We start from the raw sequence: 21,093 nt of genomic DNA on the forward strand, positions 1-21,093 counted from the left end.
GGAGGGTGTGCTATTGTCAGCGTTCAAAAAAATCATGATGGGATTCCTTGGTATAAGTCTCCTTGCTGCATGTGAGGACCAACAACCATTCAATGACGATAAGGAAGCGGTACATGCAGAAAAAGAAGTCGGGGATGCCAAAACGGGGAACGATGAACCTTTGTATGAAGCCTATAAATATAATGGAAGACACTTATATGGAGGGTGGATATCAGAAGGAACCTATCTTCTCATTTTAAGGGACCCCATCAGTACCTATACCATGCAAAGGATAACGAGAGATGATTATGAAGAGGTACGACATTTTGAAATAGTCAAACCCATTGACAATACCATGACAGGTGTACTTTATAATGAAGAACATCGGAATCGGACGACTACGTTCACACTAAAACTTAACGACGACCATACGAAACTGACGATTACCATGCCGGATGAGCCTCCTGTTACATACAAACAAACCGTAATGGAGCCAAACGAATTTAATCCTACTTACGAATGGGGATTTGAGGAATAAGCCGTTTCTGACGATCTGAAAAGTGAAAGTCGAAATCCCTACAGAATATATAGCGTAAATTTGTTAAACTATAGACAAGTGACGACTGAAGGGGAGTTTTGACGTGTCGATTCAGATTTATATCTTAGGGAAATTGGCTGAAGAGAATAGTTATCCATATAAGTTGAAAAAGCAATTATCCGAACCAATTCCTATTGATAAATTTACGGGGATAAGCGAAAGTAAATTATATTATCATTTTGATAAGTTAGCGGATATGGGGTTTATCCGTGCTGTGGAAACCATTAAGGAAGAGAACAGGCCAGACAAGCATGTCTATCAAATTACAGATCCGGGACGAGAAGAATTAAACAAGCGGATTTACCAAACGTTTGAAAAGGCCACTGAAATAAATGAAATGTATATTGCCCTTTCCTATATCAAGCACGTGAAGGTAGAGAAAGTGCTCACGATATTAGAGGAGAAAATTGAAAAACAGCGTAAGACTTGGGAAACCTACACAAGCTTCAGCCACGAAATTGATGAAAATGCTGAGAACTATTGGGGAGTTAAGTTTATTCAGGAGCATGCACACAGTCGGGCGCAGCACAACGCCGAATGGCTGGAAGAACTTAGAGCACGCATAAAAGAACGGGCATGACTTCATGAACAGCTCACGCTTTGAAAGCATGATGCTTTAGTTTTGAAAAAATAATCTACCCATGCAAGACATAAAGGTTGAATGGTAAGTAAGTTCTATCAGGATAATCATAGGTGATTTCTAGTGGAGACAGTGTAAATGCTGTCTCCTTTTTTATTGAGATTTTCTAAAATATATTTCCACTGCGATGCTACTTTTCCCGCGAAAAAGTTTATATAGAGTATGAAAGGGGGTGAGCGACATGGCAAACCAAATCAAATTATCGACAACGTTACGATTGGATTTTGAAACGGGCCTCAATGAAAAAGGGGAGATCGTTTTTAAACGTAAGTCCTTTTCTAACATTAAAACGGATGCATTGGTCGATCAATTATCGGCGACAGCCAAGGCCATTGCGAGTGTGCAGAATTATCCGATGGGTGAAGTGAACCGCGTCGATACGAACGCTATCATCGGGTAAGAGATGTAATGTCGGAAAACAAGGGAGGTGACAGGTATGGCTAAAGCATTGGAAATGATCTTCGTAACCGAAGAAGGAAAGTCGTCGACGATTTCTGTGGATAATCCAAAGGAACCGGTGGACGTGAATCAAGTGAAGCAAGCGATGCAACAAATCATCGCGCAAAATGTTTTCATCACCTCATCAGGAGATTTCGTTAGCATCAAGGGAGCACGCGTGGTCGAGCGTAATGTCGAGGATGTCGAAGTGCATTAAAATCAGTAACGGTTGAATTACCTCTTCTGACGGTCGAATTATCCGTCGTAACGGTTGAATTAATGCCCATAATGGTTGAATTAATCGCCACAATGGTCGAATTAGGCTCATTTTTGAAGGGATGGTCCTTCAAAGATGAGCTTTTTGTTCGTACATGCTCTATTTCCTAACACAATCCAAAGTGTAACAGCTTGATTAAGGTTAATAGTGAGATATATCACTGCAATTGAGCCCGACTGCCAACCACTTATGGCGATAGTCCACGTCCTAGCAGTAAAAAGACGGAAGGCATGATCTGCTTTCCGTCTCGCTCATTTTTAATCAGAGCCAGTCTTTAACATAAGCAACTAGCCCAACTACCGCACCTATTCCCATTCCAAAGAAAACAGGAAGAACAAGACTGGATTTATTTACCGACTTAGGCCTATCCAATAAAATACCTCCTCTGTAAATAATTTATAATAGATAGTACGGAAAGAGTGAGGAAAAGTTTCAACTTTCTTGTTGTTAATAATAATCCCAAGCTCTTTCATATAAATCGAGAAGGTCGGGTCTATTTAATGAATTAACGGGGATCTCAAAATGCTTACCCTTGATGGTTATATCTTGATCTTCATCTTTGCCGAAGTAAAAGAGAGATGGAATCATTTCATCCGCAAGATAGGTAGTTTCCACTTTTAGTTCAGCAGTTTCAATATCAAACTTTTCCCTGGAGGCTAATGTAAAACCCCAATTACCAAACGAAGGAATATCTAAATGATAATTATCCACATATAACCCTGTCGATTTCACGGTGTTACTGATCGTCCAGAAAGCCGCTGTAGCAAATACAGGGGAAGTCGATTGAATAGAAGTAAAGCCAGTTGGTGTCAGGTGGTTCCTAACTAAGCTATAGAATTCCCACGTATAGAGTTTATTCAAGGACTCGTTATTCGGATCTGGTAAATCTACAAGGATGACATCATATACGTCATCGGCATTCTTCAAATAACTAAAGGCATCTTCATTAATAATATGAACTTTTTTAGAGTGAAAGGAGTTTTGATTCAACTTCGTCAAAAGTGGGTTCTCTTTGGAAAGGGTCGTCATTTCAGGATCCAAGTCTACCAGGGTAATGTTTTGAATCTCTTTATACTTCAATAATTCCCTTGTCGCCAACCCATCACCACCACCAAGGACCAGTACATTCGTATTCTTGTCGGAAAGCGACATTGGAATATGAACCAGCGCTTCGTGGTATCGATGTTCATCTGATTCAGCGAACTGAAGCTGTCCATTTTGGTATAAACGTAAATCTCCTGTATCTTTCGTCATGATAATCTTCTGGTATTTCGTATTTTTGGAAAAAACGATGGGATCTCTATAAAGTTTCTGCTCCAATGTATGGGCATACTGTTCCCCATATAAAAAACCTAAGCCAATCACGATGGTTAATAAGATCCCCGTCAGTCTGATATGCGTTTGTTGAATCTCTTTTTTAAATGCAAAGCTTATCCAGAGGGCCACGATGATATTGATAAAAGCGATAAAAAATCCGGTCTTGATCAGTCCCAGCATCGGTTTTAGCCAAAAAGCAAAAGCCACGGTCCCCAATAGACTACCAACATAGTCCCATCCCAGTACATTAGCAGTCGATTCCTTTAAGTCGGCATCAATTTCTTCGGATTTCCGAATAAGTAGGGGCACTTCCAATCCTGTAAGATAACCGGTGATAATGATGATGGCAAATAAAAAGACCTTGGATGTCCCATCCCCGAAATTTGCTTGTATGTAAAAAACGGAGAAGATGGAGAAACCACCGATTAAGGCAATCAAATATTCCGTTATCACGAATTTGGACATCAAGTGGCGATGGAATTTACCGCTATGCATGGCCCCAATGCCCATCCCGCTCAAAAACAAGCCAATGGTTAAACAATAGAATAATGTGGAATCCCCGAAAAGATAGCCACCAGCGGCTCCATATAGTACCTGGTACACAATCCCACATATAGAAACAATCCCGGAAGACGTGAAGATTCTTCTTTTTTGAATGTGGCTTGCTCTTTCTGACATACTGTTCTCTCCTTCACAATCTATAATGATCCATCAAAAAAGAACCTGAAAGAACTCAGATTCTTCATGTTAGTCCGTCTTATGAAATGGCACCAGAAATGATAAAGGCGATAGCGAGGGATATAGCGGCTGCAATGATTCCAACCGATACTTTCCCTTTTTCAATCTCTTTTCTCACATTTAATTTCGGTGTAGCGATCTCAAATATAAAATAACCGATCATCATCAAGATAAAGCCGATGATGCCCCATATTGCGGCACCCAGTAAGGAATTATTTGTGTCAACGGCAGTACTCATGATATAGGTGATACCCAAGATTTTCCCCGCAAACTGAATAGCGACCGCACTGTTCCCGTTTCTGATCAGTTCAAAATCATTGTACGGTGTGATTTTTTCGAAAATCCACATACAAACAATGGATACTACACCCAATACCAAAAAGTAATAGATTGTTAGTAACACTTCCTGTACGTCTATAATGTTTTCAAACATTTCTTATATCCCCCTTGTCATTTCCCGGTCCCCGGACCACCACCACGTACAACATCACCATTTCTAATGCTGTCCGGATCTGATGATTTTTTCACATTGCCTGTCCCTCTATAACCGCTACCCGTGTATGAAGATCCGGATTCGTCTCCCTCTTCATCCTCCATCAAAGAATTAGTGGGGATACTAGTGGAGTTATGATTTCTAAACGCGTTAACATAACCCTTATAGCCCAGCCGTTTCTTTAATGTTTTCGAGTCTACTTGATTCCAGCCATACAAAGTGGTAGCCACACTTAAAACGCCGAGTGTTTCCATAAGAGGAAAGTCATAGCTATTTTCGGCAAAATCCTCTTCGACGACTTCAATGATCGTATTAGCTGGGTTTAGTTCATCTTTCATAATATGTATGACTTCATCTGTTGAGTCTTCTGGATAGAGGAGAAACATCTCTTCCTCACTGCTTACTGAAGCATGATCGGGTTCTGTGTCCGTCCGGATCTCACTAGCAACCTCTGAAACACTTTTACTATAAGCCTGATAAACCGTTCCATGATCCCCTAAGTCATTTTCAATCGTATCAATTTCTTGATATTGAGAAGAAATAAAGGAATTTCCACAAGCAGCTAAAAATACGGATAACGAAGTAAGTATGACGGCCATTTTCTTCATGACTTTCCTCCTTGATTGTTGTCTTTAATATAATAGTATATTTTAGTGAAAAATTGTAAAAAATAATAAATGGGAAGATGTAGGGATCGTTTTTTTTTTAGCGTATTGGTTGTAAATTAGTTCCTTTTTATGGTAAATAAAAGAGAGGAATTATAATCAATAGATAATAAAGATACCCGTTGAGAAATGGAATAGGGGGATAAGATGTGCATAGGTGTAAAAGAGTAATGATTGGATGGCTGATGATAGGTAGCCTTGTTGCATGTGAAGAACCAGCCATCCAAGAAGGAAAGTTCCAAGTGCAAGAAACAAAAGAGGGGAAAGACTTAGTGGAAACGAGCGATGTTCCTTCTTATAAGACCCCTAAGTATTTTGGTAGCCAATTGTACAATTATTGGATATCGAATGACACGTACCTTATTATCATGAGGGATGAAATCAGTACGTATACCCTTCAGAGAATCACAAAAAACGAGATTGATCCACTTAGGCATTTTGAAATCGTGAATCCGACTGGTTCCACAATCACGGGTATCCTATATAATGAAGAAAATCGAAATCGCACTACCCTTTTCACTTTGAAATTAAGCGAAGATAAAAGGAAACTAACCATTACGATGCCAAATGAAAAGCCGATTACGTACAAAGAAACGGACCTGGAACCGAATGAATTTAACCCTCGTTTTATTTGGGAAGACATTAAGTTTGAGTAAGTAAGTGTTTTAACGTTTAATAGAATGCGGCTGGCTTGACTTTAGTGCAAAAAGTGCAAGATAAAGTCTGAAATCATTTACTGACAAGAGGCGGCCTAATCACAACTCTTCTCGAAATGTTTCCCTTCACTGGGGCTTTTTCCTTCTGGTGGCGACCAAGAGCCTTGGCACAACTCATTGCTCAAGGAATACGAATACGTCCACCCTTTTTCGTTTTCAAATTCTACATTTACGTGATACGGATTATAGTTTCTCCCAATGTCCCTACTGAATTGCCATCTTTGATTCGGATATTTGTCCTCAAGATAGTGGTTGAGTTGTTCAGTCTTCTTGGATACTTGATAATCAACCCAATAGGGGCGAATAACAAAGAATGCAAGCACGAATACGGTAATGGAAGAGGCCATTAGTAAACTCAATTCCCTGATCTTTTGTGGCAATAATAAGGCAGTGGCATACAGCATAACTACAAAAATAGTAGACCCTATAATTTCTAATAATGTTTGTGGATACAAGGGAAATCACTCCTTCAAGGAACTATTATTTTTGTGGGAAATCATTGAATATATAAAAAAGACGAAAAAGCACCTTTGCTTTTCGTCTTTTTTTTTCATTTATAAGAAACGCTTCCTGATACTTGGTGAAGGCAACATGCAGCTTTCTTCCTTTTTCCCGAACCATTTATAACGATTTTTGGCAATGAAATCATAAGCGGTGTTCCGAATGAAACGTGGGACAATGACCAAGCCATAAAACAGCTTCCAAGCGCCTTTCAAATGGCTACATATCCTTAGTGCTGCAGTCGATTTATAGTAGGCCTTGCCATTCTCAAGCAAGACGATGCTATCGATATTCCCGGGAACCTGATACTTCTTCTGAAACTCTTGTCCAGTTGGACTTTGAAGGGAAGCAAAACGAAACAGCCCCTTCGGATCGCGCTTTATGATGAATTGGACACTCGAATCGCAAAAGTTACATTCACCATCAAATAAGATGACAGGATTCATGAACTTTCCTCCTCAAAAGAGACGTGTAGAGAATGCCTCATCCTTTCTCTACCCACATTACTGTGATGGAAACGTCTTTGGTTTTCGATGTTCTTTCTTTTATTTTACATGATTTATTCCATATTTACGCATTTTATGAAAAAGTTTTACCCGCCATGCTACTTTTCCCGCGAAAAAGTTTATATAGAGTATGAAAGGGGGTGAGCGACATGGCAAACCAAATCAAATTATCGACAACGTTACGATTGGATTTTGAAACGGGCCTCAATGAAAAAGGGGAGATCGTTTTTAAACGTAAGTCCTTTTCTAACATTAAAACGGATGCATTGGTCGATCAATTATCGGCAACAGCCAAGGCCATTGCGAGTGTGCAGAATTATCCGATGGGTGAAGTGAACCGCGTCGATACGAACGCTATCATCGGGTAAGTGATGTGAGGTCGGAAAACGAGGGAGGTGACAGGTATGGCTAAAGCATTGGAAATGATCTTCGTAACAGAAGAAGGAAAGTCGTCGACGATTTCTGTGGATAATCCAAAGGAACCGGTGGATGTGAATCAAGTGAAACAAGCAATGCAGCAAATCATCGCGCAAAATGTTTTCATCACTTCATCAGGAGATTTCGTTAGCATCAAGGGAGCACGCGTGGTCGAGCGTAATGTCGAGGACGTTGAAGTGCTTTAAAATCAGTAACGGTTGAATTATCTCTTCTGACGGTTGAATTATTGGTCGTAACGGTCGAATTAATCGCCACAACGGTCGAATTATTTGCTTAAGTGGTTGAATTCTTGGTGATTCAACTCCATTCAGAGGCAGGCTCATCTTGAAGGACAAGTCCGGAAGCGGTGAGCCTGTCCTTTTTGATTAAAACTACTCAAGGCAGGTGAATAAAAGTGGATCAAATCCTACCGTTTGTCAGCGATATCGGGTTTCCCATCATTGTAACCTTGTACTTGCTTCACCGGATCGAAACAAAGCTGGATACATTGAACGAAACCATTGTCGAGCTGCCAGAACGCTTGCGAGAAGGATTCCAAAGTCAATTCAAAGGATAAAGGGAAACACCGTGGATGATAGCTTCCACGGTGTTTTTATAATTGTTCATTGGAAATGCCATATAAACGAATATCCATCACCAAGAAAAAACGTTACTCATCCTTAATTTTCCATTATACTTAGACAAAAAGGGGTGACGGCTTAAATGGATATATTCATAGAGGAGTTACGAGATTCAGATATGGAAGAGTTGTTAGCATTTGAACTGGAAAACAGAGCTTTTTTTGAAGAAGTGGTCCCGTCTCGTGGAGATGACTATTATATCCCTGCTCATTTCAATGAAAGCCATAACGCGTTACTCGATGAACAAACACGAGGAGTTTCCTTTTTCTATTTAATCAAGGATAACCGCCATTCCATTTTAGGAAGAATAAATGTGGTAGATATCGAAGAAGATCAAAGAATAGGGCATCTTGGTTATCGAGTGGGGCAAATGCACACGAGAAGAGGGATTGCCAATAGGGCTCTGCAATTATTACTAAAGAAAATCGTCAATAAAGATATCAAACAAATCCATGCAAAGACGACCACTACTAATATTCCCTCCCAAAGAGTTTTGGAGAAAAACGGCTTCAAGAAGGTGGCTACCAGTGAAGAAGGCTTCGAAATGAATGGACAGAATCTCCATTTCGTTTATTATACGTTGACTACCATGTTATCCGGTACAAACTGATGTATTCTATAATTATTGTATCAATTTTCCAAATGAATAATTTTGAAGGGGATTTACAATGAATAAGTTTTTGAAAAGTGTTTTTGAGACTATAAACAAACAGGATCAATTTATGAGGGCATCCTTCTATATTATAGGAGGTTTCTTAATTATATTGGTTGGTTACGGATTTGGTCGTTTGGTTGGATTAGTCACCTTTTAAAGGTCAGGATTACTTCTAACACGTTGCAAAAATAAGCATTCGGCGGTCGTGTCCGCCAAATGCTTATTTTTTTACAGAGGGACGATCCTAGATTTTAAGGATAAGATGAAATATAATATTATTAGAATATTCAAAAAAGTAATTCGGTCTACATCACGACACTTCTCTACACCTCATCCGTTTGTTCCTCAACTAGGTCCATTGCAAAAATATGATAACGCTTCCAACCATTTGTGATTCTTTTAATAGGAGGAATGGATCGTGAAATCAATGACTAAGAAAAGCTGGCCAAAAGGTGTTTTGGAAACCTTGCATTACCGCTTAGGGGAAAAGCCGCTTCATGAGTACTTGATGGATAATGCGAAGGAACGTCCGGAGGAAACGGCGTATGTGTACTATGGGAACAATCTGACTTGGAGCCAGCTTCAGGATGACACGGGGAGGCTTGCCCAGTTTCTCAAAGACCAAGGTGTGGGTAAGGGCGACCGGATCGCTTTGTTCATGCAGAACTGTCCGCAATATCTCATTGGACATTACGCCATCCAAATGCTTGGTGCCATAGTGGTACCTTTGAATCCGATGTATAAAGAAGCGGAACTGGAATATTTGATCAATGAGGCGGATATAAAGGCCGCTATTGCCGGCCAGGAGTTATATCCAACTATGGAAGCGGTGAAAGGTAAGGCAAAATCCTTACAATTTATCATCACCACCCATTACGCTGACTTTCTTTCGGAATCTCCCACTTTGCCGTTGCCAGCCGAGTTTTTGGCGGAGAAAGTGACAATGGAACGAACGTTTGATCTTCTTGAAATTCTCTATACGAATGAGGTTCTAAAAGAAGTGGAAGAAGTGAATATATGGGAAGATGTGAGCCTGATGGTCTTCACTTCGGGTACGACGGGGAGGCCGAAAGCGGCGATGCTTACATATGGGAACGCGTTGTTCAAAACGGCAGCGACTGCTCAGAGTTCTTTCATCACGCACAGCGACAAAATGCTGGCAGGCGCTCCATTTTGCCATATTGCCGGGATGGTGATGGGCGTCAATATTCCTATATATAGTGCCTGCAAGTGTGTGGCATTGACAAGGTTTGAGCCAGAGGCGGCAATCAGTGCCATAGAGACGTATAAAGTGAATAAATTATATACGGTCGCCCCTATGAATGTAGCTATCTTGAATACTCATGGTATCGAAGGAAGAGACTTAACTTCACTTGAGTTGAATTTCGCGACTAGTTTTGGCATTCCGGTCGATGAAAAGCTTGCAAAGGCATGGGGGGAATTGACCGATGGTTGCCTTTTGTATGAAGCATCGTATGGGTTAAGTGAAACGCATACATGTGATACATTCATGCCGATTGATAAAATCAAGTTTGGTACTTGTGGCATTCCTACATTTGATACCGAGATCTGCATCGTTGACCTCGAAACAGGAGAAGATTTACGGCCGGGTAAACGAGGGGAAATCGTGTTGAAGAACCCTGGCGTATTCAAAGGATATCTGAATAGGCCAGACGCGACAGCCGAGACATTAAAAAATGGCTGGGTCTATACAGGTGACATTGGAATGCTGGATGAGGAAGGCTATCTGCATTTCCTCGGCCGTACGAAAGAGATGATCAAATCCTCGGGATACAGCATTTTTCCGGAAGATGTGGAAGTGTTGATGAAAGACCATGAAGCGATTTTACAAGTTGCCGCAGTGGGTGTACCAGATGAGATCAGGGGCGAAAGCGTGAAGGCCTTCATCATATTGAAACCGGAGTACAAAGGGGAAATCAGCGAGGAGGAGATCGTCGATTGGTCAAGAAACAGGATGGCGTCCTATAAATATCCCCGCTACGTTGAATTCCGAGATAGCTTGCCAACAACCAGTTCAGGCAAGGTATTACGGAGATTATTAAAAGAATGATAGAAAGCCGATAGCGGCAAGTGGCTATCGGCTTTGTTTTGTAGTGAATGTTGAATTAATGGTGTGAATGTTGAATTATTGCCACGAATGTTGAATTAATGAGGCTGAATGTTGAATTAATGCAAACGAACGTCGAATTAAACTATTCTAGTAAAAGGGCATATTGTTATTAGCATAATGAGGTATGATTCCACTATCATCTTGGTATAAAATGGATAGTGAAGGGAGCTGTTTTAATGAGTAATATTGGGGTACCAGGAATTATTTTGATGATCATCGTATTTGCACTTATCGTTTTATTCTTCGTCTCATTTTCTGCGTTTATCAGTAGGCTGCTTAAGAATTCAGGCAAGAATCATAATCAATCGGATATAGATAGTAGGCTCACTCGGATTGAAGATGAACTCCGGTCCATTAATAAGAAAATGGATCACCGGGATAGTTGATTGAAAGAGGTTGTTATCGAAATAGCGGAGGGCAAAATGAAGTCATTACAAGTAATCACGCTTGTTATTTTTACACCAGTCATTGTGCTGGATTATTTCCCAAATCTATCGCTGGTACGGGTGATTCCAGATGGTATTTTACTATGGCTGATTTTAGTCATATATGTGATCAGTTTTTCATTTAAGAGATTCAGTGATGGGAATCTTAGGGAATGGCTCCAGTGGCAAGTGCTTTCCCTCTTTTATTTACTCTCATTACTAGCTTTGCTGACCATTCTCGGAGGCCAATCGACTGCGGGAATTGCATTTGATAGTCCTTTCCTATGGCTGATTCTATTGATGTCGTGTTTGGATATCTATTCCCGGTGGAAGAAATTGAAACAGGAACAAGCTGCTCATTAGAGGAGGATTAGAATGATAAGTGCATCGACTTGGTTTAATCCTTACGTCTTAGAAGTGCTTATCCTCCCGACTGCTTTTGTAATAGGAACAGGATCAGCGTTGGTTACAAAGAAGTTTATAGTAGGACCCATCATTCATGTAATCATCACAGTGCTTTTCTATTTGTGGAATTTCACTTGTTTTCATGAAGAGGATTATCATTATAATAGGATTGATTTTGAATGGGTACTTATTGACTTAATCTTTGTAGGAATTACAGGCTTGCTATCTTGGGGGTTACTGAAAGTCAGAAGGAAATAGCTCATATCATAAAATCTTACTCTTCCTATTTAATAATAGAAGGGTAGGATTTTTTTATTTTCATGTATAGAAAAGTCCCATCCAGTTAATCATGAGAGTAAGAGAAGGGAGAGGGGAACGGTTCACAAAAGAAGATATCTTACTACTAATGTATATTTTTAAGAAAACATAAAGAATGATACTAATTTTCAAGTTGTCCAATATAATAGAAAAAAGGTGAAGGAGTTGGTTTCGAATGGAGAAGCAATTGCCTATAACACCACTAGAACCTGAGATGATGGAAACGTTGGCAGAAATGGTACTTATCAAGGCCCTCAGTGATTACCGGAAAACTCAAATCGAAAAAGAAATCGATCATTCGTTGGAAACCCGTGATAAGCAGGAATTTATAAGATTAACCAATGAATTGAAGAGTCTCTGTTAGAGTGGCCTTATGAATCAGGCTTTTTAATATCTGTATATAACGAAGGACCAATCTTCTATTGAAATTGGTCCTTTGTTTTTCTTTATTCTAATTGTCCCTGATAGGAAATCTGTTATGCATAGCTAAAATCACATTCTGATAAGCTATAGAAAAATAACCTTCAACATCCCATAAATAGCATAATAAATCATAAGGGAAGCAAGTAACTGGAAAATAAGGGCGATTAGAAACAAAAACTTTCGAACAAACCAACTATATTTGCTAAGCCTTAGATAAATGTAGTAACCGGAACCAACGAGAAGGAACATGAATAAGTTTATAAATTTTTGATAAGGGCTACTAGGTTTTTCATAGATGGTTAAAGCGTAAAAGCTGGTCATCGTTCCTTCTAATAAAAAATACAGAAGCCATAGGTAAGTTGTATTGTTAGATATCCTGCTAATAAATTTCTTATCTCTTCTATAATGCTGTATGCCATTCTCATCTTCTCCCTAACATGAACGGTACTTATAAAAATATAACTTTCAAAACCCCATAAATAACGTAATAAATAATAACAGAAGCAATTGCCTGTAGAAACAGGGCAATCAGGAATAAAAATTTTCGAACAAGCCAACTGTAATTTCTAAGTTTAAGATAAATATGATAGCCTGAGCCAATCGTTATCAACATGAAGAGATTCGTTATTTTTTGAAAAAGATTATTGGGCGGATCATAAATACCTAAAGCATAGAAGTTGGACATGGTATTTTCTAATAAAAAGATGGAGAAGCCATATGCAAGTTGGATTGAAAGTAAATATGCTAATATGTTGCCGAATAACTCTAAATTTCCTGATGACATGTAGGTCCTCTTTCTAAGATTATAAAAATATACCTTTCAAAACCCCATAAATAACGTAATAAATAATAACAGAAGCGATTGCCTGTAAAAACAGGGCAACCAGGAATAACAATTTTCGAACAAGCCAATTGTAATTTCTAAGTGTAAGATAAATATGATAGCCTGAGCCAACGAGAATGAACATGAAAAAATTCACGAACTTTTGATAGCGGTTACTAGGGTTCTCATAAATCGCCAGAGCATAAAAGTTTGTCATTGTACTTTCCAATAAAAAAATGGTGAAGCCATACGAAAGTTGTGTTAAAAGGAAACCGGTTAATAAAATTCTTATACCTTGAATTATGTCGTGCACATAATCTGCCTCTTTTCAAAACGAAAGGCCAATCTCTATTGAAATGGCCCCTCCGCTTTACTAAATCTATTAAATTTTTATATTGATTGTCCCTGATAGGCAGCCAAGTCACCTATGCCAGTTAATGTGGCTTCCCATTCATCATGGTTGGCTAAATGGATATGTACAGGGGTTTTTGGATCTTCCGTATATTCTGCAAGCCATATTCCACGATCAGAAGGTAAAAAGAATAGAATGTTCTCTAAGTACGTTTCCTCTTCAAAACTAGTTATACTAAAATTAGAGATATTAAACAAAGTCCAGTCATAAGTGCGCAGGTCATCAGAGAATAAGTAGAAACTGTCTTCTTCTTGCTGGGTAAACTTGGACTTCTTGCGTACTTTATCAACTTTTTTAGGATTACTTAACCAATCAAATGCTTGCTCGGTCAGAGAGAAAGCTTCCTCACCTTGATATTTGTCAAAGGAGATTCCATAATATTCTCTAATAATCATCTGGATTTCAGAAGAGGGGATAATCGCGAATTCATGAATGATATCTCGATCGATCAAGTGGAAAAGCCATTCATCCTCTTCAAAGTGATGTAGCATTAATACGGACTTTTGAGGGGAATTGGAGCAGCGAATCATTCGTTTTGAGCCAATATACTTTTCGATGAAACGCTGAGTTTCCTGCGTTAATGGTACTTCTTCCCGAGATTCTTGCTCCTCACTCCACATGTTTTTCATCATTAATTGATTTTTCGTCACTTCAAGAATGGCCAACCACTCTTTTTCGGACTTATCCCCAATAGCGGTTTCGGCAATCCCTTTTGCAATCTCATGATGTCCGGCAACACTCACCATCAAGGCTAATTCTTCAGTTGTACAGGTTAACAAATGATTCATTTTGTCACGTCCTTTTAAGAAGTATGGTCATGTATCCGCTTTTTGATAAGTTATAGAAAGATAGCTTTCACTATCCCATATATGATCTTATAAATAATAATGGAAGCAATTCCTTGTATAATAAGAGCGATAAGGAAGAAAAATTTTCGAACAAACCAATTGTATTTACGTAGTCTGAGATAAATATAAAAGCCGGCACCCATCATGGCATACATGCAAAAGTTCACGGTTTTTTGATAAAGGTTACTGGGTTTCTCATAAGTTCCTAAAATATAATAGTACCTGATCATGGCGCTTTCGAATAAGAAGATTACAAAGCTAGATCCCCATTGGATTGAGAGGAGATATAGTAATAAAATTCCTATCCATTCAATTATGCTGTATATCATGGTTCTCCTCTTTCTGAAATATATAAAAGGTATAAAAACCAGTTATTACCTCCTGAATTTAGGAGGTTTACTAAACAAACTTTAAAAGTAAGTGTATAGGGTATCATATGCATCCCATATATAGTGTAATGAAATATATTTATATAAGAACTATTGCCTATAGAATACGAAGAATAATTATATAAATAATAATGGATATCATTGCTTGTAAAGTAAGGGAAGTAAGAAATAAAAATTTTCGTACAAACCAGTTATAATTTCTAAGTTTGAGATAAATATGATAACCGGTACCCACGGTAACAAGCATGAAAAGGTTTGCGAACTTATGGAAGAAATTATTAGGTTTTTCATAGGTTGCTAGAGCATAATAATTCGTCATAGTACTTTCTAATAAAAAGATTAAAAAACCAAACATAAGTTGAATGGAGAGTATGTATCCAATTAAATTGCTAATTATTTCAGAAGTTCCTGGTGACATTTTACCCTCTTTCTAAAACTATAGAAAAATAGCTTTCAACATCCCATAAATGATTTTATAAATAATCACGGAAGCAATTCCTTGTAAAAGAAGGGCTATTAGGAATAGAACTTTACTAACAAACCAATTGTATTTCTTGAGTTTTAGATAAATGTGAAATCCAGTACCAATTAAAGTGAACATGAAAAAATTCACGAACTTTTGATACGGAGTACTAGGTTTCTCGTAAGTTCCCATAGCATAATAGTTGCTCATCGCACTTTCGAAAAAGAAAATAGTACAGCCAAAAGCAAATTGTGTTGAGAGTATACATGTTATAAAAATCCTGATGCCTTGAATTATATCGTCTACCATCATATTCCTCTTTCTAAGTTATAGAAAAATAGCTTTCAACGTCCCATAAATGATTTTATAAATAATTACGGAAGCAATTGCTTGTAATAGAAGAGCTAGTAGGAATAGAACTTTACTAACAAACCAATTATGTTTCCTGAGTTTAAGATAAATGTGAAAACCAGTACCTATAGTAATGAACATGAAAAAATTAACTGATTTTTGATAGATTGTACGAGGTTTTTCATAGACACCTAAAGCGTAAAAATTTGTCATAGTTCCTTCCAATAAAAAAATTAAGAATCCATACATAAGTTGTCCTGAAAGTATACATAATAATAATATTCTTATGCCTTCTATTATGCTGTATATCATGGTTTTCCTCTTTCATGAGTGAATAAAAGGTAAATATAATATTACTTCAAAGACACACAATAGATAGCCGTTATAGAAAAATAGCTTTCAACGTCCCATAAATAATTTTATAAATAACCACGGAAGTAATGCCTTGTAAAATAAGAGCTAATAGGAATAGAAGTTTCCTAACAAACCAGTTATATTTCCTGAGTTTAAGATAAATGTAGTAACCAGAACCAACGAGAAGAAACATAAACCAGTTGACAAATTTCTGATAAGGACTACTAGGTTTATCATAGATGGCTAAAGCGTAAAAACTGGTCATTGTTTCTTCCAATAAAAAAATACAGAATCCATAGGTAAGTTGTATTGTTAGATATCCTGCTAATAAATTTCTTATATTTTCTATCATGTTGTATGCCATTATTCTCCTCTTTTCAAGATGTTTTTATACAAGTTTTGTTAGTGAAGGATTAACTTTTAGATGTAGGATTAATTGTGAAAGTAGAATTTAATGGTATCTAATTAAACCAACTAGAAACTGACTTTTTTATTTCACTTGTTTTTTTATGGGCAAAATCAATAGCTTTCTCTACCGTTTTACCGCCAATATCTTTAATTTGATTACCAAACTTAGAGCTTACAACACCGCCTACTAGGCCTCCTACCGCTCCGCCTACAACGATTCCAACAGGGCCGCCAATACTTCCTATTGTGGCACCTATTTTAGCTCCGCCACCAATTGCTATCATATCTGCAGCAAATCCAGAGGCAACTCTTCCTAATTTTTCTTCAAATGATTTATTAACATTTGCTGGATCTGTTGTTTCACCAAGATTGGATACAAATGATATTGGAATTCCGACCAATGGAATTCTTTTTGCCACAGATGTTAACCCCTTAGCGCCTGCTGCTTTACTCAATAGACCTGTTGTACCATTCGATTTTATTCTTTCAGTTGTTCCCTTAACTAAGTCTTTACCGGTTGATCGTTCGAAGTTTTTCGGGAAACCGGCCAGGTGTTTTAACATATGGGAAGGACTTGTGTAAGAAGCAGCGAATTTCTGTAGTTTCTGCATCACTGGGTTAGTAGGTGTGGATCTGGAAAAGTCCAATAGCCATTTAGAAACCTTTGAACTATGTTTTCCTTTTGATGTCCAAGATGGATCTGCCTTTACGGAAAACTCATAATTACCTTTTAGTTTTTGCCATAGTGTCGGTTTACTACCAAAGTAATGAATACTTAATTTTTTTGACAAAAACATGGTAGATATAGAGGAAGCCGCTTGATATCCTACTAAGACATTATCGCCAAAACTCATTTTTCCGTTAATATAGGCAAAAGGAGAGGTAAGCATTTGTCCAAATGTCATCTTACCTTCTGAAGCTACTTGATTCTCTATCTCTGAAAATGCCGGCTTATCCTTTAATTGATTCACATCATAGTTTTCGATGCTGAAATTCCCGCCACTGAACATACCTTGAATTTCATTAAGGTATTTGTGCATTAACTGTATGTCATCCTCTACAGATGCTAGTTCTTTTGTTTGGCTTGTATCGAACGTACCCAAGTTATCAATCGTTTCCTTTATTCTAGAAGTAGCCCTTTGATAATGGGTGAGAAATGTCTGGTCATTGAGCTTTTCGATGGCAACGATATCACTTACCTCATCCAGGGTAGTGTTGGCTTCATCGACTAAATCAATCGTGACATTATGTGCATTTTTTAAGCCTGTCGTGAGTTCGCCTTCAAGAAAGCTTTGGCGGATAAAACCGCTTGAATCAGACTCCAGTTGAGTAGAAGCCTCTTTAAGAGCCGTCAGGACTACTTCATAGTTTTTAAGAGAAGAGTCATAGAATGAAAGGAAAGGGATATGCCAATCTTGATAAAAGGCGCGTATCGCTGAACCACCTTTTCCTTTTAAGGAATCATCGAGATTGGAAAATTCATGAATAACCTTCTCCAGTTCATTCGCCTGTTTCCTTTGGGCTTTTACTTTGCTTAGTAATCCATCTATTCCACTATGTAAAGATTGAGAATGAAGTGTCCTCATTGTATCCTCCATATTCTAATGTGCGTTTATAGAAGTTGAAAGCTGTTGGTCAACCTGTTCTACCTCTTGTATGGCCGTTCGTACGGATTGGTTATTAGCTTTTAAAATTTCTTTATAGCTTTGGCCAATCTTTTCTAATTGATGGTTTAGTTCCTTGATTTTTTTTACAACGTCTAATTCATTTCCGGCTGCGAAATCTTCTAGTAATTTCGTTTTGAAGGATTCCATTGTACGGTCCATTTTCGAGATGGCTGATTTTACATCTTCACCATTCACTTTTATTTCTTGACTCAAACCATTCAATCCTTTCTTAGCTTTTCTTGTCTTCGTTTTTCTTCTTCTTCTCTAGCAAGTCGTTCGATTTCAGCCGTAATCCTGGTTTCTAATGAAGTAATTACTGATTGAAGGCTCATTATTTTATTTTCGATGGCCGTTATCGCTGCATTCAACTGTGTTTGAGATAAATCTTTATAGACTGATTCTAGGTCTTCACGAACATCCGTAAAATCGGTGGCTAAGGTTCCATGCCATGTTTGGGAAGAGAGCGCTGGTTTCGTTACTACTCTTTCGTTCTGAAGGAATTCTCCTTGTAGACTGTCTAATTCATGCTTGCAGGTTTTTAACTTTTCGACTTGTTGCTTCTTCAGGGTTAATTCGGATTGTAAATCGGTTAGATAGGACAATGTTTTCAGCCCCTTATGCTTATAGGTATGGTGATAATAGTCACGGTATCTATATGGTAACACGTGGAAAATAACTTAATAAATGGGTCGATATTACCTAAAAAAGTGTAAGTGTAGTCAATTATTCCTGCATTAAATTGTTTTTGAATGGTAATGGAACAAGTTGCATTAGTTCATATTCTTAAAGCAGCATGCTAGGGTTTTCAAGATTCCGTTTCTTTTTTAACATTCTTATGGTGAAATAGTAAACTTTTGTTATAATGGAAATTCCTGCTTAATAAATGGGCGGCAAAAACAAAGAGGCGAGGGGAAGTTTTGAAAAAGTTCATGATCGTATTAGTGGGGGCTGTTTTGTTGGGTGGTTGTAACCTGGACAACGATGCCAATTCAGAGGCAGTAGATCGTGCAGGCCATGTCGATAGTACTGACAATACTATAGAAGAAACGGGGAAGGAAGAAGTCCATTCAAGTTATACGGTTGCCGACTATATAAAGTCCGTAGAAGGTAACCTTGAGGCGAATTCGGATGCTTTGATCGAAAGGCTTAAAAAGGTACAAACATACAACTTTTACTCTGAAGTGGAGCTCTTGGATTTTGTGGCTGATCGGAATGATTTTTATTTATCCATTACGATGTTTTCCATGGATAGAGGAGCGAATGAAGTCTTTTATGAGGGGAAGGATTCCAGCATTTTTTCAGGTAGTGTGGGAATTGTAGAAGATGTACCATTTTCTATCGTCTTAGGTAACGAGATAGATGATTTTTGGAGTTTTTACGAGGAGAACGATGAAGAACTGGATACATTAGAGAAACAAGCCATCACAAAGTGGTTTGCGGAGTGTTGGGAAAAAGCGAATGGAGAAGCGATTGAATTGCCTTCTTATTTTTGTTTTCATGATGAGTATGAATCCTTTGATTTGAAGAAAAAAGAACAGATCTCCGATGACGAGAAGTGGGCTGAATGAGCCGAAAAAGAAGGTCACCTATAGCGGCCTTCTTTTTGTTTTGGTTTTCTGCTAGAAGTACCATATCAACCCGGCAATGCCTAATGACAGCAATCCTATCAAACCGCTATATAATGCAATTTTTGTTCTGAACTGCCGATGTTCACTCGTTTCCGAATGGAAATTAGCTCTTTGTTCAGGCCCGGTCGTCCAGGCCCCTATAAATATTCCTGAAAGGCTTATTCCTACCACACCAATAATCATGAATAACTTTAGCAATCGCCCCACCCCTTATTCATCTTAGGTAACTCTACGTTCCAAAAGGAAAATGGTTCCAATTATTTAAGTGAAGGTAGAAGTCCCCGACAAATGGGGTACTAGAAGGGAGGAAGAGGTTCTTTATTCTTCCATAAGGAAACACCTAAGAAATGAAAGTTGTGCGCAATTCCTTCATGACAAGGTGTTTTTTGTTGTCTCCTTAGATTTCTTTTTCTAATAGGCGCAGGCAGGTGTTGACGTTTTCCTCGAATTGTTCCATATCTTGTTTGGACTTGGAGGCATATTGGGTCTTTATAACATGGAGTAAGCTTTCTATTAAAAATACCCGTGGCTTACTGGTTTGCATCAGCTCTTCTTGAATGAAGTCGATTAGTTCATTTGCTTTTGCTTGATCTTCTCGACAAGGGAGCGATCTGTGTGTTGCCTTTTTTAGGGCCAAGGTGGATTTCATTAAGTCATTATGACATTGATGTAAATTATTTTTAGAGGTTGGAAGCCATGTATTGATTAATTCCGGATTAAGTATTTGTTCTTTGCTTTTGGCTACTCCGTCAACTAGATCGACGATCCGGTTCATGCAATAGCGGATGACTTTAATTTCTGGTGTAGCGGTATCTTTGGCATGGAAGCTGAAATAACTCATATGGGCCATCATTCCGTTAAAGAGAATGGCGGTATCCAATAAATAAGGTTTTTTACTTTCCCCAAAGATATCGATAAAACGACCATACATCCAACGTATGCTTAATAATTGGATGCGCTTGATGAATTCTTTCAATTCTTCGTCGTTTGATACACGTACTTCTTCAATTAAGACGAGTAATTTACTTTGTATATTCACCGTCATTTGTATTTCTAGCTGTTTAATGAATATTTCAATATCCGCCAAATCCTGACCAATCAATAGTTCTTCCCGGTCATAGCGGATCTTTTTATAGAAGGAACTGAAAATGGCCATAAATAATTCTCCCTTGGAGGGGAAATAATTATAAAATGTACCTTTGGAAATGCCACTGCCATCTAAAATATCTTGGATGGATGTCGCTTGATAGCCTTTTTCAATAAACAATTTATGAGCTGTATCGATGACATTCTGCTTGCGTTCATTCATATGATCACCCTTAGTCAATTATAATGCCTGTATAAATGTAATCGTATACTATTTTCCATACCAGCACAAACCCAATATTCACGTAAGAAATTTATATTGCAAAATATGGGCGAGGAGTATATTATATATTTTATGCAGAAAGTTAGACTTACCGTATA

27 protein-coding genes are annotated in these 21,093 nt (G+C 38.1%); 15 read left to right on the top strand and 12 right to left on the bottom strand.

Annotated elements, in window-relative coordinates; translation table 11 throughout:
• Positions 1–13 precede the first annotated feature (13 nt).
• The 4 genes from ACIQXR_RS14830 to ACIQXR_RS14845 all read left to right on the top strand — a co-directional run bounded on the left by ACIQXR_RS14830 (position 14) and on the right by ACIQXR_RS14845 (position 1,872).
• Positions 14–517 (top strand): hypothetical protein, encoded by a 504-nt coding sequence (locus ACIQXR_RS14830; protein ID WP_402873675.1) that lies wholly within the window; start codon positions 14–16, stop codon positions 515–517.
• A gap of 103 nt (positions 518–620) precedes the next feature.
• Complete coding sequence (locus tag ACIQXR_RS14835; RefSeq protein WP_402873677.1) at positions 621–1,157, top strand: PadR family transcriptional regulator; 537 nt, start codon at positions 621–623, stop codon at positions 1,155–1,157.
• A gap of 241 nt (positions 1,158–1,398) precedes the next feature.
• Positions 1,399–1,617: a DUF1659 domain-containing protein gene (locus tag ACIQXR_RS14840; RefSeq protein ID WP_402873680.1), complete on the top strand. Its 219-nt coding sequence runs from the start codon at positions 1,399–1,401 to the stop codon at positions 1,615–1,617.
• A 36-nt stretch (positions 1,618–1,653) separates the two neighbouring features.
• On the top strand, positions 1,654–1,872 hold the full coding sequence (locus ACIQXR_RS14845) for a DUF2922 domain-containing protein (protein WP_402873683.1): 219 nt from the start codon (positions 1,654–1,656) through the stop codon (positions 1,870–1,872).
• A gap of 507 nt (positions 1,873–2,379) precedes the next feature.
• Here the strand turns inward: ACIQXR_RS14845 and ACIQXR_RS14850 are convergent.
• The 3 genes from ACIQXR_RS14850 to ACIQXR_RS14860 form a co-directional block, all read right to left on the bottom strand.
• Positions 2,380–3,927 carry a polyamine aminopropyltransferase gene (locus ACIQXR_RS14850; RefSeq protein ID WP_402873686.1) on the bottom strand — a complete coding sequence of 516 codons (1,548 nt, stop codon included), beginning with the start codon at positions 3,925–3,927 and terminating at the stop codon, positions 2,380–2,382.
• A 79-nt stretch (positions 3,928–4,006) separates the two neighbouring features.
• On the bottom strand, positions 4,007–4,420 hold the full coding sequence (locus ACIQXR_RS14855) for a DUF350 domain-containing protein (protein WP_402873689.1): 414 nt from the start codon (positions 4,418–4,420) through the stop codon (positions 4,007–4,009).
• A 17-nt stretch (positions 4,421–4,437) separates the two neighbouring features.
• Complete coding sequence (locus ACIQXR_RS14860) at positions 4,438–5,088, bottom strand: DUF4247 domain-containing protein (RefSeq protein WP_402873692.1); 651 nt, start codon at positions 5,086–5,088, stop codon at positions 4,438–4,440.
• A gap of 206 nt (positions 5,089–5,294) precedes the next feature.
• Between ACIQXR_RS14860 and ACIQXR_RS14865 the strand changes: the two genes are divergently transcribed.
• Complete coding sequence (locus ACIQXR_RS14865) at positions 5,295–5,801, top strand: hypothetical protein (protein ID WP_402986839.1); 507 nt, start codon at positions 5,295–5,297, stop codon at positions 5,799–5,801.
• A 95-nt stretch (positions 5,802–5,896) separates the two neighbouring features.
• Here ACIQXR_RS14865 and ACIQXR_RS14870 read toward each other — a convergent pair whose 3' ends face one another.
• Both ACIQXR_RS14870 and ACIQXR_RS14875 read right to left on the bottom strand, forming a co-directional pair.
• The gene (locus ACIQXR_RS14870; protein ID WP_402873698.1) at positions 5,897–6,316 is read right to left on the bottom strand and encodes a hypothetical protein; all 420 of its coding nucleotides are present in this window, start codon (positions 6,314–6,316) and stop codon (positions 5,897–5,899) included.
• Positions 6,317–6,415: 99 nt separating this feature from the next.
• On the bottom strand, positions 6,416–6,808 hold the full coding sequence (locus ACIQXR_RS14875) for a thiol-disulfide oxidoreductase DCC family protein (RefSeq protein WP_402873700.1): 393 nt from the start codon (positions 6,806–6,808) through the stop codon (positions 6,416–6,418).
• Positions 6,809–7,017: 209 nt separating this feature from the next.
• On the opposite strand from ACIQXR_RS14875, the gene ACIQXR_RS14880 reads away from it, so the two are divergent.
• The 9 genes from ACIQXR_RS14880 to ACIQXR_RS14920 all read left to right on the top strand — a co-directional run bounded on the left by ACIQXR_RS14880 (position 7,018) and on the right by ACIQXR_RS14920 (position 12,224).
• A complete protein-coding gene (locus ACIQXR_RS14880) occupies positions 7,018–7,236 on the top strand; it encodes a DUF1659 domain-containing protein (protein ID WP_402873680.1) in 219 nt (72 codons plus the stop codon).
• 36 nt (positions 7,237–7,272) lie between these two features.
• Positions 7,273–7,491, top strand: a complete 219-nt coding sequence (locus tag ACIQXR_RS14885) for a DUF2922 domain-containing protein (protein WP_402873702.1) — start codon at positions 7,273–7,275, stop codon at positions 7,489–7,491.
• A 209-nt stretch (positions 7,492–7,700) separates the two neighbouring features.
• On the top strand, positions 7,701–7,862 hold the full coding sequence (locus tag ACIQXR_RS14890; RefSeq protein WP_402873704.1) for a YvrJ family protein: 162 nt from the start codon (positions 7,701–7,703) through the stop codon (positions 7,860–7,862).
• A 146-nt stretch (positions 7,863–8,008) separates the two neighbouring features.
• Entirely contained in the window at positions 8,009–8,536 is a 528-nt protein-coding gene (locus tag ACIQXR_RS14895) for a GNAT family N-acetyltransferase (RefSeq protein WP_402873707.1), read from the top strand.
• 472 nt (positions 8,537–9,008) lie between these two features.
• Positions 9,009–10,652 carry an AMP-binding protein gene (locus ACIQXR_RS14900; protein ID WP_403080324.1) on the top strand — a complete coding sequence of 548 codons (1,644 nt, stop codon included), beginning with the start codon at positions 9,009–9,011 and terminating at the stop codon, positions 10,650–10,652.
• Positions 10,653–10,888: 236 nt separating this feature from the next.
• Complete coding sequence (locus ACIQXR_RS14905) at positions 10,889–11,098, top strand: DUF4083 family protein (RefSeq protein ID WP_402873710.1); 210 nt, start codon at positions 10,889–10,891, stop codon at positions 11,096–11,098.
• A 36-nt stretch (positions 11,099–11,134) separates the two neighbouring features.
• The gene (locus ACIQXR_RS14910) at positions 11,135–11,500 is read left to right on the top strand and encodes a hypothetical protein (protein ID WP_403080278.1); all 366 of its coding nucleotides are present in this window, start codon (positions 11,135–11,137) and stop codon (positions 11,498–11,500) included.
• Positions 11,501–11,512: 12 nt separating this feature from the next.
• Complete coding sequence (locus ACIQXR_RS14915; protein WP_403080280.1) at positions 11,513–11,800, top strand: hypothetical protein; 288 nt, start codon at positions 11,513–11,515, stop codon at positions 11,798–11,800.
• 235 nt (positions 11,801–12,035) lie between these two features.
• On the top strand, positions 12,036–12,224 hold the full coding sequence (locus tag ACIQXR_RS14920; protein WP_402873721.1) for an IDEAL domain-containing protein: 189 nt from the start codon (positions 12,036–12,038) through the stop codon (positions 12,222–12,224).
• Positions 12,225–13,496: 1,272 nt separating this feature from the next.
• Here the strand turns inward: ACIQXR_RS14920 and ACIQXR_RS14925 are convergent.
• From ACIQXR_RS14925 to ACIQXR_RS14945, 5 genes are all read right to left on the bottom strand, one after another.
• The gene (locus ACIQXR_RS14925) at positions 13,497–14,306 is read right to left on the bottom strand and encodes a hypothetical protein (RefSeq protein ID WP_403080282.1); all 810 of its coding nucleotides are present in this window, start codon (positions 14,304–14,306) and stop codon (positions 13,497–13,499) included.
• Between the two features lie 1,645 nt (positions 14,307–15,951).
• Entirely contained in the window at positions 15,952–16,287 is a 336-nt protein-coding gene (locus ACIQXR_RS14930) for a hypothetical protein (protein WP_402873727.1), read from the bottom strand.
• A gap of 97 nt (positions 16,288–16,384) precedes the next feature.
• The gene (locus ACIQXR_RS14935; RefSeq protein ID WP_403080283.1) at positions 16,385–17,917 is read right to left on the bottom strand and encodes a T7SS effector LXG polymorphic toxin; all 1,533 of its coding nucleotides are present in this window, start codon (positions 17,915–17,917) and stop codon (positions 16,385–16,387) included.
• Between the two features lie 15 nt (positions 17,918–17,932).
• Positions 17,933–18,211, bottom strand: coding sequence for a DUF5344 family protein (locus tag ACIQXR_RS14940; RefSeq protein WP_403080285.1), 279 nt, complete (start codon positions 18,209–18,211; stop codon positions 17,933–17,935).
• A 5-nt stretch (positions 18,212–18,216) separates the two neighbouring features.
• Entirely contained in the window at positions 18,217–18,600 is a 384-nt protein-coding gene (locus tag ACIQXR_RS14945) for a YwqH-like family protein (protein WP_403080287.1), read from the bottom strand.
• A gap of 315 nt (positions 18,601–18,915) precedes the next feature.
• Between ACIQXR_RS14945 and ACIQXR_RS14950 the strand changes: the two genes are divergently transcribed.
• A complete protein-coding gene (locus tag ACIQXR_RS14950; protein WP_403080289.1) occupies positions 18,916–19,566 on the top strand; it encodes a hypothetical protein in 651 nt (216 codons plus the stop codon).
• 51 nt (positions 19,567–19,617) lie between these two features.
• Here ACIQXR_RS14950 and ACIQXR_RS14955 read toward each other — a convergent pair whose 3' ends face one another.
• Complete coding sequence (locus ACIQXR_RS14955) at positions 19,618–19,824, bottom strand: DUF5316 family protein (RefSeq protein ID WP_403080292.1); 207 nt, start codon at positions 19,822–19,824, stop codon at positions 19,618–19,620.
• A gap of 199 nt (positions 19,825–20,023) precedes the next feature.
• Positions 20,024–20,935: a TetR/AcrR family transcriptional regulator gene (locus ACIQXR_RS14960; protein WP_403080293.1), complete on the bottom strand. Its 912-nt coding sequence runs from the start codon at positions 20,933–20,935 to the stop codon at positions 20,024–20,026.
• Positions 20,936–21,093 lie beyond the last annotated feature (158 nt).

Origin of the sequence: Peribacillus sp. NPDC097224, from assembly GCF_044761985.1 — a bacterium.
Classification (GTDB): domain Bacteria; phylum Bacillota; class Bacilli; order Bacillales; family DSM-1321; genus Peribacillus.